Consider the following 18,206-nt stretch of genomic DNA (forward strand, 5'->3'; position numbering starts at 1 on the left):
CCTCCCCAGCACGCGAACAACGTCCTAGATGACGTGCATGACTCGAGCCCGTGTTCTCATCCTCAACAGTGCCGTCGGTCCGCTGGATTATCGCGTCCCCCGCGAAATGTCGGTCGTACCGGGGTCGATCGTGGCTGCACCGCTCGGTCCGCGCCAGCTTGTCGGTGTCGTATGGGAACCGGAGCGCATGGTCTCGCGCGACGAGGTGGGCGACAACCGGCTGCGCAACCTGCTTCAGGTCTATGATGCGCCACCGCTCGGCGATCCGCTGCGCCGTTTGATCGAATGGACAGCCGACTATTATCTCGCGCCGCCCGCCGCGGTGCTGCGCATGGCGCTGCCTTCGTCATCGGCGCTGGAGGGCGGCCGGATGATCACCGAATATCGCCTGTCGGGCCAGCGCCCCGAGCGGCTGACGGCGCAACGTGAGCAGGCGCTCGATCGGCTGCACGACCGTCAGGGATTGATCCGCGAGCTCGCCACTGCGGCCGATGTCTCCGAAGGCGTCATCCGCGGACTGGTGAAGGTCGGCGCGATCGAGGCGGTCGAGGTCGATATCGACACGCCCTTTCCCGCGCCCGAGCCGACCTATGGCGCCCCGGATCTCTCCGCCGTCCAGACCTCTGTATCGGAGACGCTGGTCGAGGCTGTCCGCAAACGCGCATTCCAGCCCTTCCTGCTCGACGGCGTCACCGGATCGGGCAAGACCGAAGTCTATTTCGAGGCAGTGGCCGAGGCCATTCGTCAAGGTCGCCAGACTTTGGTGCTGCTGCCCGAAATCGCGCTGACCGAACCGTTCCTCAAGCGTTTCACCCAGCGTTTCGGCCATGCGCCGATCGCCTGGCATTCGGGACTGCGCCAGTCGCAGCGACGCAGGGCGTGGCGCGCGATCAGTTCGGGCGACGGGCTGGTGACGGTCGGTGCGCGTTCGGCCCTGTTCCTGCCCTACCGCAATCTCGGATTGATCGTCGTCGACGAAGCGCACGAAACCAGCTTCAAGCAGGAAGACGGCGTCCATTATCACGCGCGCGACGTCGCGGTGATGCGGGGCAGCTTCGAGCAGTGCCCCGTCATCCTGGCATCCGCCACGCCGGCAATCGAGACACGCCAGCAGGTCGAACTTGGCCGCTATCGCGAACTTCGCCTGCCGGCGCGCTTCGGCAATGCGACCATGCCCGAAATCGCCGCGATCGACCTGATCCAGGATCCGCCCGAGCGCGGCCACTGGATCGCCCCCGCGCTTGTCCAGGCCGCCGAGGAAACGCTGGCCCGCGGCGAGCAGGTCCTGCTTTTCCTCAACCGCCGCGGCTATGCCCCCCTGACGCTGTGCCGGCACTGCGGACATCGCTTCCAATGCCCCAATTGCACCGCATGGCTGGTCGAGCATCGGTTGATCCGGCGACTGGCCTGCCACCATTGCGGCCACACCATGCCGCCGCCGGCCGCCTGCCCCGAATGCAGCGAGGAGGACAGCCTCGTCGCGTGCGGCCCGGGGGTGGAGCGCATCGCCGACGAAGTGAAGGCCCTGTTCCCCGAAGCGCGCACCGCCATCGTCACCTCCGACACGATCTGGTCCCCGGCCAAGGCCGCCGAATTCGTCGGCCGGATGGAAGCAGGCGAGATCGACATCGTCGTCGGCACCCAACTCGTCACCAAGGGCTATCATTTTCCCAATCTGACGCTGGTCGGCGTGATCGACGCCGATCTGGGCCTCGAGGGCGGCGACCTCCGCGCCGCCGAACGCACTTTCCAACAGGTGATGCAGGTGGCCGGCCGCGCCGGCCGTGGCGAAAAGCCCGGCCATGTCCTGATCCAGACCCATAGCCCGGGATCGCCGATCATGCAGGCACTGGTGTCGGGCGACAGCGAAAGCTTCTACGCCGCCGAAACCGAGGCGCGCCGCAGCGCGGGCGCGCCGCCCTTTGGCCGTTATGCGGGGATCATCATCTCCGCCGAAGATCAGAAGCTCGCACTGGAGACGGCGACACTGATCGGCCGCACGGCCCCCAGGGTGGACGGCATGGCGGTGTTCGGCCCCGCCCCGGCGCCGCTCGCCATGCTGCGCGGCCGCCACCGTTTCCGCCTGCTCGTCCATGCCCGCCGCGCACTCGACGTCCAGGACGTGATCCGCGACTGGCTGGGCAAGCTGGAATGGAGCCCCAAGGTCCGGGTGGCGGTGGATGTCGATCCGTACAGTTTCCTGTGATCGCATCGCCCTGCACCGGGATCTGCGCGCTCGATCCCGTCCGCGGCTGGTGCCGAGGCTGCGGACGGACGATCGATGAGATCGCAGAATGGGGAACGGCAAGCGAAGATCGTCAACGCGCGATCGTGACGGCACTGGCCGACCGTCTGGTCCAAATGGGATCAGATCATATATCGCCTGTCAGCGACGATGGGAGTAAGGATCGGCCCGAATAGCCGGGGACGCCAGTGTCGACATGTTGAAGAGATTGATGATCCTGCTCGCGCTCGTCATGGTGTCGGGGACTGCGCAGGCGCAGTGGAAACGCGCCACGTCGGACAATTTCATCGTCTATTCCGATGGCAGCGAACAGTTGCTTCGCGAATTCACCGCCAAGGTCGAAGCGTTCGATTCCCTTCTGAGGCGCGCTTCGGGCGTCAAGGCCGCCCCCGTGCCGAAACGGCTCGAAATCTATCTCCTGCGCGATACGAATTCCGTCGGGCGGCTGATGGGCAAGGGAGGACGCGACGTCGCCGGCTTCTATGCGCCGCGACTGGCCGGCGCGATCGCGGTCGTGCCGCGGACGGGCAAAGGCGACAAATTCGACCTCGACGGCGAAACCGTGCTTTTCCACGAATATGCGCATCATTTCATGAAGCAGTATTTTCCCAGCGCCTATCCGCCCTGGTATGTCGAGGGCTTCGCGGAATTCTATTCCACGGCTGAAGTGGACGATCGCGGCACGGCGTCGATCGGAAAACCGGCCTATCACCGCGCCTATGGACTCATCCTGTCGACGCCCTTCCCGATCGCCAGGCTGCTGTCGGACAATCCGGCGGCGAAAGGCGGAGAACAGATCGATGCCTATTATGGCCGGTCCTGGCTGCTCGCGCACATGCTGACCTTCTCGGACAAGCGCAAAGGGCAGCTTGCGACCTATCTCACCGCTTTTGCCTCGGGCGTATCGGCGGAGAAGGCCGCGACGGACGCATTCGGCCCTCTCCCCGCGCTCGAAAAGGAGCTCAATGCCTATGTGAAGGGCCGTATGTCGTATCGGAAGATGTCGGGGCTCGACACCAGAACCGCCAATATCGTGGTCGAGACGCTGGATCCCGCGCAAAGCGCCTTGTTCATCGACCGGCTGAATCTGCTGACCGATGTGACCAAGGAGGAGCAGCCACGGTTCCTGGCCTCGGTTCGCAAGACGGCCGCGCGCTTTCCCGACAATCCCTATGCGCTCGACATGCTCGTCGAAGCCTATCTCCTGGAAGACAAGGACGCAGAGGCAATGGCGCTCAACGACCGGTTGATCGCCCTCAAGCCCGATCATGCGCCGGCGCTGCTGCGCAAGGCGGAGGCGATGGCCGACAAGGCGAACGACGCCGATCATCCCGCCGCCGACTGGAAAGCCGTCCGGGCATTGATCGTGAAGGCCAATCGTCTCAACAACGACGATACGACCGCACTCTTCCGCTACTACGAGTCTTTCCTGCGCGAAGGCGTCGATCCGCCCAAGGTGGCCGTCGACGGATTGTTGCGAACCTATGAGCTGGCTCCCCAACTCGACATGGTCAGGCTCGCGCTTGCCCAGCAACTGATCCGCGACAAGCAGCCCAAGGGCGCACGCACCGTGCTCATGCCGGTCGCCTATGCGCCGCATGGCGGTGAGGAAGGTGCGGCTGCGCGTGCGATGATTGCCGAAATCGATGGCAAAGCGGCGCCGGTGCCTCCGAAGCTGGACAAGCCGGGAGAAGAGAAGACGGGAGAAGGCAAGACGGGGCCGGACACGGCATCACCCTCACCGTCGCTCTAACTCGTCTTCGAACGGCAATTTCTCAGGAAACGCCTTCGCGCTTCCTGAGCTCGACCTTGCGATCGATGCCATAGGCATAGCCGCCCATCGTACCGTCGCTGCGCTGGGCGCGGTGGCAGGGGATCACGACGGCGAGATGATTGGCGCCGCATGCAGTGCCCGCCGCCCGCACGGCGCGTGGATTGCCCGCAATCGCCGCCAGTTCGCTGTAACTCCGCGTCTCTCCGGCAGGGATGGCGCGCAACGCCTGCCAGACCGCCTCCTGGAATGCGGTTCCCTTGACATCGAGCGGCAGGTCCTGGTCGCGCTCGGGATGTTCGACCTCGGCCACCACCTTGCGTGCCAGCGCGGCCAGCGCCTCCCCGCCAGGATGGATATCGGCATTGGGAAAGCGTTCACGCAGCGCATCCTCGCTTTCGTCGAAGGAGACGCGGCACAGCCCCCTGTCGGTCGCGGCGACGAGCAGCGGCCCCAGACTGGTCTCGGCGACAGTCCAGCGGATCGTTGCCCCGGCCCCGCCGCGCGCCCAGGCGCTCGGCGTCATGCCCAGCCTGCGCTTGGCATCCTCGTAGAAGCGGCTCGGCCCCGAATAACCGGCATCATAGATCGCGTCGGTCACGCGATCCTCCTTGGTCAGCGCCTCGGCCGCCTTGCCGGCGCGCAGCCCCCGCGCATAAGCGGCGGGCGTCACGCCCGTGGCGCGCTTGAAGAGACGATGGAAATGATGGGGCGCATAACCGACCATCGCGGCCAGTTCGTCGAGCGACAATCCATCCTCCGACGCCTGGATCAACTTGATCGCCTGCGCCACCGCCACCCGGTCGCGGCCCACCTCGTCAGGCGTGCAGCGCAGGCAGGCGCGATAACCGGCGGCTCGCGCTGCAACACCATCCGCGAAGAATTCGACATTCTCGCGCCGGGGGTGCCGCGCCGGACAGCTCGGCTTGCAATAGATTCCGGTGGTCTTCACCGCGCCGACGAACTTGCCGTCGAAACTGCGGTCGCGCCGCTCAAACGCGGCCCAGGCCGTGTCGGGATCGATATGGGTCTCGGTGCTCATGCACTCTATCTAGGCGCACCGGCGCGGTCATGCATCCCGGCGCTTGCGGTCAAAGCGACAAGCGAAATCGGCCGCCGCCCATCAATCTCGATCAATCGCCGAATCCTTGCAGGAAAAAAGCCAGGGAACAGGATTTTCGCGATGATAGCTTGCTCGTCCAGATCGAGGAGGCGCCGTTGATGCGCGGAAAGCGACTGCGCGACCACACAGGACCAAGCCTGTCTTGCATCCCGCAACAACCGATGCTAACCGCGCCGCGACCCATCGGGGGCGCTCGTTCGCCCCCTTTTCGCATGGGGCTAATTCCGATTGTCCAAGAGGATATCAGGCGCGTGGAGACTTCCGGCGGCATTCAGGCCAGCTTAGCAGGGCGGTACGCAACCGCACTGTTCGATCTGGCCCGCGAATCCAACAAGATCGAGACTGTCGAGAAGAGCCTCGGCGCGGTGAAAGCCGCTTTGGCCGAATCGGGTGATTTCAAGGCGCTGACCGCCAGCCCACTGCTGTCGCGCAGCGATGCCGGCCGCGGCATCGCTGCCGTCGCCAAGGCGATGAAGCTCGATGCGCTGACCGCCAATTTCCTCGGCGTGCTGGCGGACAATCGCCGGCTCGCGAAGATCGGCGACATCATCGGCGCCTTCGCGCAGCTCGCCGCGGCCCATCGCGGCGAGATGACCGCGCAGGTCACATCGGCTCACCCGCTGACGGCGGCGCAGGTCAAGGCGCTGCAGGGCCAGCTCAAGGCCCGCGTCGACCGCAATGTTTCCATCGACCTCACCGTCGATCCCGCCATCCTGGGCGGGCTGGTCGTCAAGATCGGCTCCCAGATGATCGATAGTTCGATCCGCACTCGTCTCAATTCCCTCGCGCACGCGATGAAAGGCTGAACATGGATATCCGCGCCGCAGAAATCTCGAAGGTCATCAAGGACCAGATCGCCAATTTCGGCTCCGAGGCCCAGGTCTCCGAGACCGGCACCGTGCTTTCGGTCGGTGACGGCATCGCGCGCATCCACGGGCTGGACAATGTCCAGGCCGGTGAGATGGTCGAATTCGCCAACGGCATCCAGGGCATGGCGCTGAACCTCGAGGCCGACAATGTCGGCGTCGTGATCTTCGGCACCGACAGCGAGATCCGTGAAGGCGACACCGTCAAGCGTACCGGCACCATCGTCGACGTGCCCGTCGGCAAGGGCCTGCTCGGCCGCGTGGTCGACGGCCTCGGCAACCCGATCGATGGCAAGGGCCCGATCCAGTATGAGACGCGCATGCGCGTCGAGAAGAAGGCGCCGGGCATCATCCCGCGCAAGTCGGTGCACGAGCCCGTCCAGACCGGCCTGAAGGCGCTCGACGCCCTCGTGCCCGTCGGCCGCGGCCAGCGCGAGCTGATCATCGGCGATCGCCAGACCGGCAAGACCGCCGTCGCGATCGACACCTTCATCAACCAGAAGACCGCCAATGCGGGCGATGACGAGAGCAAGAAGCTCTACTGCATCTATGTCGCCGTCGGCCAGAAGCGCTCGACCGTCGCGCAGATCGTCAAGCAGCTCGAAGAGAATGGCGCGATGGAATATTCCATCGTCGTCGCCGCCACCGCGTCCGAGCCCGCCCCGCTCCAGTATCTCGCGCCCTATACCGGCGTGACGATGGGCGAATATTTCCGCGACAACGGCATGCACGCCGTCATCGTCTATGACGATCTATCCAAGCAGGCCGTGGCCTATCGCCAGATGTCGCTGCTGCTGCGCCGCCCGCCGGGCCGCGAAGCCTATCCCGGCGACGTTTTCTATCTCCACAGCCGCCTGCTCGAGCGCGCTGCCAAGCTCAACGACGACAATGGCAATGGCTCGCTGACCGCTCTGCCGATCATCGAGACCCAGGCGGGCGACGTTTCGGCGTACATCCCGACCAACGTGATCTCGATCACCGACGGCCAGATCTTCCTCGAGACCGATCTGTTCTTCGCGGGCATCCGCCCCGCCATCAACGTCGGCCTTTCGGTGTCGCGCGTCGGCTCCGCCGCGCAGACCAAGGCGATGAAGAAGGTGTCGGGCTCGATCAAGCTCGAGCTCGCCCAGTATCGCGAAATGGCCGCGTTCGCGCAGTTCGGTTCGGACCTCGACGCCTCGACGCAGAAGCTGCTCAACCGCGGCGCGCGCCTGACCGAGCTGCTCAAGCAGCCGCAGTTCAAGCCGATGCCGTTCGAGGAGCAGACCGCTTCGATCTTCGCGGGCACCAACGGCTATCTCGATACCGTTCCCGTGCAGGACGTGGTGCGTTACGAAGCGGCGATGCTCGCCGATCTGCGCGCCAATCATGCGGACGTGCTCGCCACGATCCGGGACACCAAGGATCTTGGTGACGAAGTGAAGGGCAAGCTCAAGGCTGCGCTCGATCAGTTCGCAAAGACGTTTGCTTAAGGGAAGTCGTCATCCCGGCGAGAGCCGGGATCTCCCCTGTTCTTAGACAAGGCAGTGAGATTCCGGTTTTCGCCGGAATGACGGATGAAGGGAAACAATGGCAAGCCTCAAGGCCCTCAAGATCCGCATCGGCTCGGTGAAGTCGACGCAGAAGATCACCAAGGCGATGAAGATGGTCGCCGCGGCGAAGCTGCGCCGTGCGCAGGACGCCGCCGTGTCCGGCCGCCCCTATGCCGAGCGGCTGGAAGCGGTCATGGCGAGCCTCGCCTCCAAGGTGACGATCAGCGCGTCGAGCCCCAAGCTGCTCGCGGGCACCGGCAGCGACCAGACCCATCTGATCGTCGTCGCAACGTCGGAGCGCGGCCTGGCCGGCGCGTTCAATTCGAACATCGTCCGCGCCGCGCGCAAGAAAGCCGAAGAGCTGGAGAAGAGCGGCAAGACCGTGCGCTTCTACATCGCCGGCAAGAAGGGCCGTGGCGTGCTGCGCCGCTTCCATGCCAAGCAGATCGTGCACGATCACGAGATGGGCCACATCAAGAATGTCGCCTTCGCCGACGCCCAGGCGCTCGCCGAGGACATCATCACGCGCTACGAAGCGGGCGAGTTCGACGTCGCGCACCTCTTCTACGCGAAGTTCGTCTCCGCGCTGGTTCAGGAGCCTGTCGGCCAGCAGATCATCCCGGTCGCGATCCCCGTGGCCTCGGCCGAAACCAGCGGCGTCAGCGCGGCGGTGGAATATGAGCCCGACGAGGAATCGATCCTCGCCGACCTGCTCCCCCGCAACGTCGCCGTGCAGGTTTTCCGCGCGCTGCTCGAAAATGCCGCGTCCGAACAGGGCAGCCGCATGAACGCGATGGACAACGCCACGCGCAATGCGGGCGACATGATCAATCGCCTGTCGATCCAGTATAACCGGACGCGTCAGGCCGCGATCACCACCGAACTCGTCGAGATCATCTCGGGCGCCGAAGCGCTCTAAAGAACTAAGAAGGCAAGGAAACCTAAGATGGCTACCGCACCCAAGACCACCAAGGCCCCCGCCGCGAAGAAGCCGGCCGCGCCCAAGGCGACCGCTGCGAAGGCCGTCGTCCAGACCGCAGCACCCGCGATGGGCGGCTCCACCGGCCGCATCTCGCAGGTCATCGGCGCCGTCGTCGACGTCAGCTTCGAAGGCAATCTGCCCGCGATTCTTTCCGCGCTCGAGACCGACAATGGCGGCAATCGCCTCGTCCTCGAAGTCGCGCAGCACCTCGGCGAGAGCACGGTCCGCACGATCGCGATGGACTCGACCGAGGGCCTGACCCGCGGCCAGCCCGTTCGCGACACCGGCGGCCAGATCAAGGTTCCCGTCGGCCCCGCCACGCTCGGCCGCATCCTCAACGTCATCGGCGAGCCGATCGACGAGCGCGGCCCCGTCGCGACCGACCTGCGCGCGCCGATCCACGCCGAGGCCCCCGCCTTTGTCGATCAGTCGACCGAAAGCTCGATCCTCGTCACCGGCATCAAGGTGATCGATCTGCTCGCGCCTTATGCGAAGGGCGGCAAGATCGGTCTGTTCGGCGGTGCCGGCGTCGGCAAGACCGTGCTCATCCAGGAACTGATCAACAACATCGCCAAGGGCCATGGCGGCACCTCGGTGTTCGCGGGCGTCGGTGAGCGTACCCGCGAGGGCAACGATCTCTATCACGAGTTCCTCGACGCGGGCGTCATCGCCAAGGATGCCGACGGCAATCCGCAGTCCGAAGGTTCGAAGGTCGCGCTCGTGTTCGGCCAGATGAACGAGCCGCCGGGCGCGCGTGCCCGCGTCGCGCTTTCGGGCCTCGCGATCGCCGAATATTTCCGCGATGAGGAGGGCCAGGACGTGCTCTTCTTCGTCGACAACATCTTCCGCTTCACTCAGGCGGGCGCCGAGGTGTCGGCACTGCTCGGCCGTATTCCTTCGGCCGTGGGGTATCAGCCGACCCTGTCGACCGACATGGGCGCGCTGCAGGAGCGCATCACCTCGACCAACAAGGGTTCGATCACCTCGGTGCAGGCCGTGTACGTGCCCGCCGACGATTTGACCGATCCCGCGCCGGCAACGTCGTTCGCCCACTTGGACGCCACGACCGTGCTATCGCGCGCCATCTCGGAGCTCGGCATCTACCCGGCGGTGGATCCGCTCGATTCGACCAGCCGCGTGCTCGAACCGCGCGTCGTCGGTCAGGATCACTACGATACGGCCCGCAACGTCCAGTCGCTGCTCCAGAAGTACAAGTCGCTTCAGGACATCATCGCGATCCTGGGCATGGACGAGCTTTCGGAAGAGGATAAGCTGACCGTCCAGCGCGCCCGCAAGATCCAGCGCTTCCTGTCGCAGCCCTTCCACGTCGCCGAGGTGTTCACCAACATCCCCGGCAAGTTCGTGCAGATCGAAGACACCATCAAGTCGTTCAAGGCGGTGGTCGACGGCGAGTATGACCACCTTCCGGAAGCGGCTTTCTACATGGTCGGCGGCATCGACGAAGCCGTCGCCAAGGCACAGAAGCTGGCAGCGGAAGCGGCCTGATCGAGACATGCCCCCGCTCGCTTCATCGCGGCGGGGGCTGGTGAGGGTCTTCTTCCGCTTCCGGGCACCGAACTGCCCAGGCGGAAGAAGCCCCTCACCCACAGCGCTGGCGCGGATGCGCGAGCGGATTTAAGGAAAGACCAATGGCCACCCTCCATTTCGAACTCGTCACTCCCGAAAAGCTCGTCCGCTCGGAAGAGGTTCATATGGTGGTCGTTCCCGGCACCGAGGGCGAATTCGGTGTGCTCGCGGGGCACGCGCCCTTCATGTCGACGGTGCGAGACGGCGATCTCGCCATTTATCGCAGCGAGGGCGGCGAGCCCGAGCGCATCCGCATCGAAGGCGGCTTCGCCGAGGTCAATGAAAAGGGCCTGACGGTGCTTGCGGAGAAGGCCGAGGGCTGAGGTTTCCGGCGGCCGGCCAAGTCGGCCCGACAGAATTCCGCCCTTAAATCAGCCTGCAACACTTCCAGCCTGTAACCTCCGCAAAATGACTTCAGGCAGGGATCACTCCCCCATCGGCCGAAATGTCCAGGACATCGCGTTCGCGCCGCCCGCCCCCGAAATCTCGGCCTTGAGCAGCGCCCCTTCGCGCCAATAGCGGATGCGCTTCGGATAATCGTGCGCCGGGTTTTCGAACGTCACCGCCTGCGCCTCCTGCTGCGTTGCGCGGAAGATCACCGGTGCCTTGCCCAGCGGGGAGGCGAAATAGGCGAGCGTGCCGTCGGCATCGCGCGCGATCCGCGCGAATTCCCAGCTCTCGACCATCGCGCCGTTGCCCGAGCGGCTCGATCCCATCTGCATGCCGCCACGCGCGCCGGTCCAATATTCCTCGGCCCATCGGTCGCCTTTCTGCTCGATCCAGGCGCCGGCCATCCAGTTCGGCGCGGACGGTGTGGGTGCGTCCGCCGCCACCAGCAGCGCTGCCGCCGCGATCAATCCGAAATATCGCATGTTTTCCTCCCAATCGCTCAACATTTGATAACCTGGCGGGGCCATCATGGCTTGAACGAAGACGACAGACGAGAGTGCGCGTGGATTATCGCGAAATGCCATTGCCGGATACGCTGGATGGACTGGTCAAATCCGTCTGGACGCTCGACGTCGGCCGTGCTGCGAGCGAATGGCTGCCGCAGGATGCGACACCCGATGGCTGCGTCGAGATCATCCGCCGATTGTCCGGCCGTTCCCGCTGGCGGCGCGATCAACCCGAACTGTTCGTCGCCGGCGTGATCGACATGCCTGCAACGCTGACGATGAGCGGCGATGCACGATTCATCGGCATCCGGCTCTGGCCCTGGGCCTGGAATCTTTTGGGCGCCCCGTCGACCCCGGATTTCCTCAACGACTGGTTCGCCGCCCCGCCTGAAACGCTCGCCGCGCTGTTGCTGGCCGATCCGGACCGCATCGTTCCCGCTCTGGGCGAAGCCATGGCGGGCTTCGCACCCCCGCCCCTTGCATCGGCAATCCTCCGCTCGCGCAATGTCGCCGAGATCTCGATCCGCAGCGGCCTTTCCTACCGCCAGCTCCAGCGCTGGTTCGCATCGGAAATCGGCATCGCGCCGCGCCGCTACGTCAAGCTCCTTCGCTTCCAGCAGGCGTTCGTCGACGTTCAGTCGAGCACTGCACGCCTTGCCGATCAGGCGGCCGACCAAGGCTATGCCGACCAGGCCCATATGGCGCGCGATTTTCGGGAAATGACCGGAAATTCGGCAACGGCAGCGCGCCTGGGCGGACGTGGGCCCTTTCTCTGAAAGCGCGCCAGCACCGGGGCAGAATTAGGTAATTGTCAAAGTTTCCACTCTATTCACCTTTTCCAGATACCAGTTCGCGGATCGGATCAGAGGATAGCAGCGTAGCATGAGCGCTTTCGGAAAACGGGGTGGGATCGGCGGAGCGCCTTCAGGGAATCGACCGTCCTTCGGTGTCGCGAAGCCGATGCAGGGTTCGCCCACGCAACGCCGCGCACCCGAGGAAAATGACGGCGGCGCGCAGTTCCCGCCGATCGACGCATTTCCATTGCCGATCGCGATCGATGATCCGGACAGCACACAGCCGGCCGCCATCACGGAAGCGATGCAGCGCCTGGAGAATCGCGTCAACGAGGTCCATGACAATGTCAGCCGGGTCGAAGGGTTCGAGGCATCGATCCACAAGATCAAGGAACAGGTGTTGCCGCGCCTGCTCGAGCGCGTCGATCCCGAAGCCGCCGCCACGCTCAACAAGGACGAGCTGGCCGAAGAATTCCGTCCGATCATCGGCGAAGTGCTTGCCGAGCTGAAACTGACGCTCAACCGCCGCGAGCAATTCGCGCTGGAGAAGGTGCTGGTCGACGAACTGCTCGGCCTGGGCCCGCTCGAGGAGCTTCTGTCCGATCCGGCCATCTCCGATATCATGGTGAACGGTCCCGAACAGACCTATATCGAACGCAAGGGCAAGCTGGAGCTCGCCAATATCCGTTTCCGCGACGAGGAGCATCTGCTCCAGATCGCGCAACGCATCGTCAACCAGGTCGGCCGCCGCGTCGACCAGACCACGCCGCTTGCCGACGCCCGCCTGAAGGACGGCAGCCGCGTCAACGTGATCGTTCCGCCGCTGTCGCTGCGCGGCACCGCGATCTCGATTCGTAAATTCTCCGACAAACCGATCACGCTCGACATGATGGCGGGTTTCGGATCGATGTCGCAGAAGATGGCGACCGCGCTCAAGGTCGCGGGCGCCAGCCGCTTCAACATCGTCATCTCCGGCGGTACGGGCTCGGGCAAGACGACAATGCTCAACGCGCTGTCGAAAATGATCGACCCGGGCGAGCGCGTGCTGACGATCGAGGACGCGGCCGAACTCCGGCTGCAGCAGCCACACTGGCTGCCGCTCGAAACCCGGCCTGCCAATCTCGAGGGCCAGGGCCAGATCAGCATCCGCGATCTCGTGATCAACGCGCTGCGTATGCGCCCGGATCGCATCATCCTGGGCGAAATTCGTGGCGCCGAGTGTTTCGACATGCTCGCCGCCATGAACACCGGTCACGACGGATCGATGTGCACGCTCCACTCCAACAGCCCGCGCGAGGCGCTGGCGCGTATGGAGAACATGGTGATGATGTCCGACATCAAGGTGCCGAAGGAAGCGATCTCGCGTCAGATCGCCGATTCGGTCGACCTGATCGTCCAGGTGAAGCGCCTGCGCGACGGTTCGCGCCGCACGACCAACATCACCGAGGTGATCGGGATGGAAGGCGACGTGATCGTGACGCAGGAACTGTTCAAGTTCGAATATCTCGACGAAAGCGCCGACGGCAAGATCATCGGTGAGTACCGCCCGATGGGCCTGCGCCCTTATACGCTGGAAAAGGCCAAGCAGTACGGCTTCGACCAGGCATATCTCGAGGCGTGCCTGTGACGAGAGTGGCCGGCTTCTAGAGCCCCAGCGCCGTCTTGACGTCGGCCCAGGATACCAGCTTGAAATTCTGAGCCTTTGGCGGATTCACGCCGTCCTGCGCGATGAAAAGTCCGCCTGGATAATCGGCACCGAAATCCCCCGTGACCAGCTCAATGCCATCGGTCTCCTCGGTCGCGCCGAAAGCACCGGCCGCAATGCGGAAACGGCCGACATAGCCGTCATCCTCAAGTCGATAGACCGAATAGGCATTGTCGCCCTGGCTCGACGCGATCAGATAGCCGCCGCGCTCGCCCTCCGGCGCGATCGCCAGCCCTTCCGCATCGGCGACAAGCTGTTTGCCATCGGCCACGGCGACACGCACTGGCGCGGTCGCCCCGCCCTCCGCCGCATCGAAGCGCCATAATCCGGCATCTTCCTCGGCAACGTAGAGCCGCCCGGTACGCTCATCGAGCACACAGCCTTCGGACTGGGTGGCAAGCTTCATCGTCCGTACGATCCGCCCCGTCGGCGCCGCACCCGACAGATCGATCGCAACCTGATTGATCGTCCCATCCTTGACCACCATGAAGGCGTAAAGCGCACGGGGCGTGTTGTGGAGGCAGACGCCATAGGCTTCGCCCGCGCCGCCATCGACCTTGCCGAGCGGCGTCAGTGTCGCGCTTGCGGGATCGAGACGGAAAATCGCGAGCTTCGAGTTCGCCAGATCGTTTCTGTCGCTGGCAATCACGATGATACCGCGCGCGCCCAGATCGCGCAGGTCGACATTGTTGACCGCGCCGGCGTCGATGAAGGAACGGTCCGCCCCCTTCAGGTCATAGACGTGCAGCCCGGCCTTCTTGTCGGTGCCGACGATCAGGCTCGCCGCCGGATCGGCCGGATTGCGCCAGATCGCCGGATCGTCAGCCGCGTCGGCATTGGCCGTCGCCACGGCTGCTGTTTCACCGCGTGCCTGCACCGATACGGCCGGCAGTGACCGTGCGATCCGCATCTCCTGCGTTTCGGCGCTCGCGCAGCCGCTGAGTGTCATCAAAGTGCAAGAAATAGAAATAAAAGTGAAACAAGCATTACGCGAAAAGGTCACGATCAATTCCTAATGGCCGCAATCAAGCGCGGCCATACACGACGAATGTCCCGCGTCAAATATCAGAGATATTCATCCATCAGGGGCAAGTAACATGAAAATCAAAGTAGCACTTCTTGCAAGTGCATTTGCACCTATGATCCTTTCCTCTCCATCTTTTGCACAAGGCGCACCCGTTTCTTCGGAGAATCCCGAGCAATCATCGAGCAACGACGATCCCGTCAGCGCGTCCGATATCATCGTGACCGGCGCGATCGCGTTCCGCAACCGCACCGAAGACCCCAATCCGGTGCTCTCCTACGATCTCGAATATTTCCAGCGCTTCGAACCGGTCTCGGTCGGTGAGATGCTCAAGCGCGTTCCCGGTGTCACTTTCACCTCCGACGTCCTCGAATATGATGGCGTCCAGATGCGTGGCTTGCCGGCCGGCTATACCCAGGTGCTGATCAACGGCCGCCGCGCGCCCGGTGGCGAAGCCGATCGCAGCTTCTTTGTCGATCGCATCCCTGCCGAACTGGTCGAGCGGATCGAGATCGTCCGCTCGCCGCGCGCCGACCAACCCAGCGAAGGCGTTGCCGGAACGCTCAACGTCATCACCAAGGAGAGCGCCAGCTTCGAAGGTGGCTTCGCCAAGGGCGGACTGCTGATCAATCAGGACGGCGGCGTCCGCCCGTCGGGTGCCCTCGCCTATGCCGGCAAGCTGGGCGATGCGACGAGTTTCTGGGCCGCGCTCAACTATCAGCAGCGCCGCAATCCCAAGAAGAAGGTCTCGCTCCGCTTCGACGATCCGACCGACGGACCACTGGACCACACCAATTCGGTGTTCAAGGACACCGAGCTCCAGTCCGACACGCGCGATGGCACCGATCTGTCGGGCAATGCCGAGATCACGCATCAGTTCGCAGGTGGCGGTCATCTGCGCGTAAGCGGCTTCTTCGTCGACACCAATCGTGATGAGGATGAGACATCGCTCACCTATGAGGGTGGCGATCTCGACTTTGACGGCGTCGAAACCCAGCATGAGGAGATCGGCCAGCAGACCTATGCGCTCAATGCCGATGCCGTCATTCCGCTCGGCGGCCTGGAGCTCGGCCTCGCCGCAAGCTGGAACGGCTATCGCGAGAATACCGACGTCATCAGCGCCGAGGGTGGCGAAGAGGATCTGTCCGATCTGGAGGATGTCGAGACCGAAGCGCTCGACATCAAGGATGACGAATATGCCGCAACGATCAGCCTGACCTATGGCAAGGATACGCCGCTACGCATCAAGGGTGGCATCGACCTTCTCCAGAAGACCCGCAACGGCAGCGACATCGTCTTCGATCTGGAAGACGATGAAGAGCAGGATCCGGACCCGGCCGCGAATTTCCGCATCAAGGAAAAGCGCTATGATCCCTATCTGCGCCTGACCTACGAACCGTCGGACGTGTTCAGCATCGATGCCGGCGTCCGTTACGAGATCACCCGCCGCCGCACGACCAGCCTGGGCGGAACGACATCCTATGACAGCGAATCGCTCAATCCCTCGCTCAGCCTGCGCTATGCGGCAACGCCGGCCGACCAGTTCCGCCTCTCGGTCGCGCGCACCGTCCGCCGTCCCAGCTATGATCTGATCTCGCCCTATGACCAGGAAGAAAGCCCGGGCGACGGCGACATCACTCAAGGCAATCCGGCGCTCAGGAACGAGCGGGCCTGGGGTGTCGACCTCGGCTATGAACGCAGCCTGGGCAGCCGCGGCATTCTTGGCGTCAACCTGTTCTACCGCAAGATCCAGGACCTGACCGAACTGGTCGCGACGGGTCGTGAGGTCGTCGACGATGGCGAGGTCATCGGCAGCTATTACACGCCGCGCAACATCGGTAACGGCAAGGTCTGGGGTCTGGAAGTCGACTTCTCCGCACCGCTGACCGCGCTCGGCATGCCCGATACCGGCATCTTCGCCAATTACACCTATCTCGACAGCAAGACGACCGATCCCTTCACCGGCGAGAAAAGGCGCTTCAACGGCCAGCCGCACCATGTGTACAATATCGGCTTCATCCAGACGGTGAAGGCGGTCGATGCGAGCTTCGGCGCCACCATTTCGGGGCGCAGCAAGTCGCTGGAGAGCAATTTCGACGAGACCGTCTCGCTGTCCTACACGCCCGATCTGGAAGCATTCGTCGAAAAACGGATCGGCAAGCATTTCGTGATGCGTGCGTCGGTGCAGAACCTGCTCAACCGGAAGAAGAAGGAAGCCTTCCTGAAATATGACGGCGACAATTACGACGACATATTGGCGAATCGCGCTGCCGGCGATGTCGACGAATATGAGCTGGAGCGCGAGCGTTCGGGCCGGCTGTTCCAGGTTACGTTACGCGCTGCGTTCTAGAGCAGGCTGCGCGAAATGTGAATCGCGCAGCCTGCTCTAGCCGTTTGTGATCGCATCGTTTTTACGGAAAACCGGTTCCCACTTTTCCGCACGATGCTCCAGCGCCCGTGCGGCGCGCCGGCCCTGCGTATCGCGGCCGGCGCGTCTGTTCCTATTTCAAGACCGGCGAACCTATTGATGGATCTTGAGTGCCAGCGCGACGAACATCATCGCCGCCACTACGCTCAATACCGTCACCAGCGTCCATGGCATGAAGCCAACACGGTCCGGGTCCTTGCGGCGCTGGCGCTTCCAGTCGGCGAAGCTCGCAAACGCCGCCAATGCGGCAGATGCGCCCGCCATCGTCCAGAGATGCACTTGCCAGTCCCCCTTGCCGTCGTCAAAGTCCGTCCCACACAGATAGGATAGGAGTTGAGATGCGAAAGACCCTGATGCTTTCGGCGTTGCTGCTGACCGTCGCCGCGCCTGCCGCCGCGCAACATGCCGGCCATGCCGGTCATACCATCGCCCCCTCTCCCGCACTGACCGCCGCGATCGCCGCGCCGACGCGCACCGAGGCCAATCGCGCACGCGACCAATATCGCCATCCCGCCGAGACGCTCGCCTTTTTCGGCGTGAAACCGGGCGATACCGTGATCGAAATCCAGCCTGGCGGGGGCTGGTACACCGAGATCCTCGCTCCCTATGTCAAGGGCAAGGGTGCACTGATCCTTGCCCAGGCACCGGGCAAGGGCCGGGACACGCTGGCGGAAAAGCTCGGCGCCGATGCCGCAACCTATGGCAAGGTGAAATGGACCGGCCTGCCGATCGACGATGTCACCCCCGGCAGCGTCGACGCGATCCTGACCTTTCGCAACGTCCATAATTTCATCATGCGCGGCGGCACCGCGGCCGACGATATCTTTGCCAGCTTCTTCAAGACGCTGAAGCCCGGCGGTGTGCTGGGCGTGGTCGACCATCGACTACCCGAAAGCCGCGATTCCGCGCTCGAGAAGACGAGCGGCTACCTCAAGCGTTCGACCGTGGTGGCGCTGGCGGAGAAAGCGGGCTTCAAACTGGCCGGCGAAAGCGAGATCAACGCCAATCCCAAGGATACCGCCGACTGGGAAAAAGGCGTCTGGACCCTGCCCCCCACCTATCGCAACGGTGAGGTCGACAAGGCGAAATATGCCGCGATCGGCGAAAGCGATCGCATGACGCTGAAATTCGTAAAGCCGAAATAATAGATCCTCCCTGAAGGGGAGGGGAACCGTCCGAAGGACGGTGGAGGAGTTGGGCGACGCAGTCGCCCCTCCACCATGCCTGACGGCATGGTCCCCCTCCCCTTCAGG

Annotated in this window: 16 protein-coding genes; 12 read left to right on the top strand and 4 right to left on the bottom strand. The window is 63.9% G+C overall.

Annotation, left to right across the window (positions count from 1 at the left end; all coding sequences use genetic code 11):
* Positions 1 to 37 precede the first annotated feature (37 nt).
* Genes AC3WN8_RS28530 through AC3WN8_RS28540 form a run of 3 tightly spaced genes read left to right on the top strand, consistent with a single transcriptional unit; the run spans position 38 to position 3,998 of the window.
* Positions 38 to 2,206 carry a primosomal protein N' gene (locus tag AC3WN8_RS28530; protein ID WP_492672910.1) on the top strand — a complete coding sequence of 723 codons (2,169 nt, stop codon included), beginning with the start codon at positions 38 to 40 and terminating at the stop codon, positions 2,204 to 2,206.
* The gene (locus AC3WN8_RS28535; protein WP_492672911.1) at positions 2,152 to 2,421 is read left to right on the top strand and encodes a DUF1289 domain-containing protein; all 270 of its coding nucleotides are present in this window, start codon (positions 2,152 to 2,154) and stop codon (positions 2,419 to 2,421) included. The genes AC3WN8_RS28530 and AC3WN8_RS28535 overlap by 55 nt, the downstream gene beginning before the upstream one ends.
* A gap of 20 nt (positions 2,422 to 2,441) precedes the next feature.
* A complete protein-coding gene (locus tag AC3WN8_RS28540; RefSeq protein WP_492672912.1) occupies positions 2,442 to 3,998 on the top strand; it encodes a hypothetical protein in 1,557 nt (518 codons plus the stop codon).
* Between the two features lie 22 nt (positions 3,999 to 4,020).
* Here AC3WN8_RS28540 and ada read toward each other — a convergent pair whose 3' ends face one another.
* Complete coding sequence (gene ada / locus AC3WN8_RS28545) at positions 4,021 to 5,058, bottom strand: bifunctional DNA-binding transcriptional regulator/O6-methylguanine-DNA methyltransferase Ada (protein WP_492672913.1); 1,038 nt, start codon at positions 5,056 to 5,058, stop codon at positions 4,021 to 4,023.
* A gap of 332 nt (positions 5,059 to 5,390) precedes the next feature.
* On the opposite strand from ada, the gene AC3WN8_RS28550 reads away from it, so the two are divergent.
* The 5 genes from AC3WN8_RS28550 to AC3WN8_RS28570 all read left to right on the top strand — a co-directional run bounded on the left by AC3WN8_RS28550 (position 5,391) and on the right by AC3WN8_RS28570 (position 10,429).
* Positions 5,391 to 5,945, top strand: coding sequence for a F0F1 ATP synthase subunit delta (locus AC3WN8_RS28550; protein ID WP_492672932.1), 555 nt, complete (start codon positions 5,391 to 5,393; stop codon positions 5,943 to 5,945).
* A 2-nt stretch (positions 5,946 to 5,947) separates the two neighbouring features.
* Entirely contained in the window at positions 5,948 to 7,477 is a 1,530-nt protein-coding gene (gene atpA, locus AC3WN8_RS28555) for a F0F1 ATP synthase subunit alpha (protein ID WP_492672914.1), read from the top strand.
* Between the two features lie 97 nt (positions 7,478 to 7,574).
* On the top strand, positions 7,575 to 8,456 hold the full coding sequence (locus tag AC3WN8_RS28560) for a F0F1 ATP synthase subunit gamma (RefSeq protein ID WP_492672915.1): 882 nt from the start codon (positions 7,575 to 7,577) through the stop codon (positions 8,454 to 8,456).
* 129 nt (positions 8,457 to 8,585) lie between these two features.
* Positions 8,586 to 10,025: a F0F1 ATP synthase subunit beta gene (atpD, locus tag AC3WN8_RS28565; protein WP_492672933.1), complete on the top strand. Its 1,440-nt coding sequence runs from the start codon at positions 8,586 to 8,588 to the stop codon at positions 10,023 to 10,025.
* A gap of 143 nt (positions 10,026 to 10,168) precedes the next feature.
* Positions 10,169 to 10,429 (top strand): ATP synthase F1 subunit epsilon, encoded by a 261-nt coding sequence (locus AC3WN8_RS28570; protein ID WP_492672916.1) that lies wholly within the window; start codon positions 10,169 to 10,171, stop codon positions 10,427 to 10,429.
* 102 nt (positions 10,430 to 10,531) lie between these two features.
* Here AC3WN8_RS28570 and AC3WN8_RS28575 read toward each other — a convergent pair whose 3' ends face one another.
* Positions 10,532 to 10,978 (bottom strand): DUF6265 family protein, encoded by a 447-nt coding sequence (locus AC3WN8_RS28575; RefSeq protein WP_492672917.1) that lies wholly within the window; start codon positions 10,976 to 10,978, stop codon positions 10,532 to 10,534.
* A gap of 80 nt (positions 10,979 to 11,058) precedes the next feature.
* On the opposite strand from AC3WN8_RS28575, the gene AC3WN8_RS28580 reads away from it, so the two are divergent.
* Both AC3WN8_RS28580 and AC3WN8_RS28585 read left to right on the top strand, forming a co-directional pair.
* Complete coding sequence (locus tag AC3WN8_RS28580; RefSeq protein WP_492672918.1) at positions 11,059 to 11,778, top strand: helix-turn-helix domain-containing protein; 720 nt, start codon at positions 11,059 to 11,061, stop codon at positions 11,776 to 11,778.
* Positions 11,779 to 11,884: 106 nt separating this feature from the next.
* Positions 11,885 to 13,423, top strand: a complete 1,539-nt coding sequence (locus AC3WN8_RS28585; protein ID WP_492672919.1) for a TadA family conjugal transfer-associated ATPase — start codon at positions 11,885 to 11,887, stop codon at positions 13,421 to 13,423.
* 16 nt (positions 13,424 to 13,439) lie between these two features.
* Here the strand turns inward: AC3WN8_RS28585 and AC3WN8_RS28590 are convergent, their stop codons facing one another.
* A complete protein-coding gene (locus AC3WN8_RS28590) occupies positions 13,440 to 14,450 on the bottom strand; it encodes a phytase (protein ID WP_492672920.1) in 1,011 nt (336 codons plus the stop codon).
* A 295-nt stretch (positions 14,451 to 14,745) separates the two neighbouring features.
* Between AC3WN8_RS28590 and AC3WN8_RS28595 the strand changes: the two genes are divergently transcribed.
* A complete protein-coding gene (locus AC3WN8_RS28595; RefSeq protein WP_492672921.1) occupies positions 14,746 to 16,875 on the top strand; it encodes a TonB-dependent receptor plug domain-containing protein in 2,130 nt (709 codons plus the stop codon).
* A gap of 171 nt (positions 16,876 to 17,046) precedes the next feature.
* Here AC3WN8_RS28595 and AC3WN8_RS28600 read toward each other — a convergent pair whose 3' ends face one another.
* Entirely contained in the window at positions 17,047 to 17,232 is a 186-nt protein-coding gene (locus AC3WN8_RS28600) for a hypothetical protein (protein ID WP_492672922.1), read from the bottom strand.
* A gap of 59 nt (positions 17,233 to 17,291) precedes the next feature.
* Between AC3WN8_RS28600 and AC3WN8_RS28605 the strand changes: the two genes are divergently transcribed.
* Positions 17,292 to 18,098: a class I SAM-dependent methyltransferase gene (locus AC3WN8_RS28605; RefSeq protein ID WP_492672923.1), complete on the top strand. Its 807-nt coding sequence runs from the start codon at positions 17,292 to 17,294 to the stop codon at positions 18,096 to 18,098.
* Positions 18,099 to 18,206: the final 108 nt, after the last annotated feature.

It is taken from the genome of Sphingobium sp. FW305-3-2-15-F-TSA7 (assembly GCF_058787155.1).

Coding starts and splice junctions, on each gene's coding strand:
- AC3WN8_RS28540 (WP_492672912.1), top strand. CDS start 2,442: ATGTTGAAGAGATTGATGATCCTGCTCGCGCTCGTCATGGTGTCGGGG.
- AC3WN8_RS28575 (WP_492672917.1), bottom strand. CDS start 10,978: ATGCGATATTTCGGATTGATCGCGGCGGCAGCGCTGCTGGTGGCGGCG.
- ada (WP_492672913.1), bottom strand. CDS start 5,058: ATGAGCACCGAGACCCATATCGATCCCGACACGGCCTGGGCCGCGTTT.
- AC3WN8_RS28535 (WP_492672911.1), top strand. CDS start 2,152: ATGGAGCCCCAAGGTCCGGGTGGCGGTGGATGTCGATCCGTACAGTTT.
- AC3WN8_RS28570 (WP_492672916.1), top strand. CDS start 10,169: ATGGCCACCCTCCATTTCGAACTCGTCACTCCCGAAAAGCTCGTCCGC.
- AC3WN8_RS28605 (WP_492672923.1), top strand. CDS start 17,292: ATGCGAAAGACCCTGATGCTTTCGGCGTTGCTGCTGACCGTCGCCGCG.
- AC3WN8_RS28585 (WP_492672919.1), top strand. CDS start 11,885: ATGAGCGCTTTCGGAAAACGGGGTGGGATCGGCGGAGCGCCTTCAGGG.
- AC3WN8_RS28560 (WP_492672915.1), top strand. CDS start 7,575: ATGGCAAGCCTCAAGGCCCTCAAGATCCGCATCGGCTCGGTGAAGTCG.
- atpA (WP_492672914.1), top strand. CDS start 5,948: ATGGATATCCGCGCCGCAGAAATCTCGAAGGTCATCAAGGACCAGATC.
- AC3WN8_RS28530 (WP_492672910.1), top strand. CDS start 38: ATGACTCGAGCCCGTGTTCTCATCCTCAACAGTGCCGTCGGTCCGCTG.
- atpD (WP_492672933.1), top strand. CDS start 8,586: ATGGGCGGCTCCACCGGCCGCATCTCGCAGGTCATCGGCGCCGTCGTC.
- AC3WN8_RS28590 (WP_492672920.1), bottom strand. CDS start 14,450: ATGACACTCAGCGGCTGCGCGAGCGCCGAAACGCAGGAGATGCGGATC.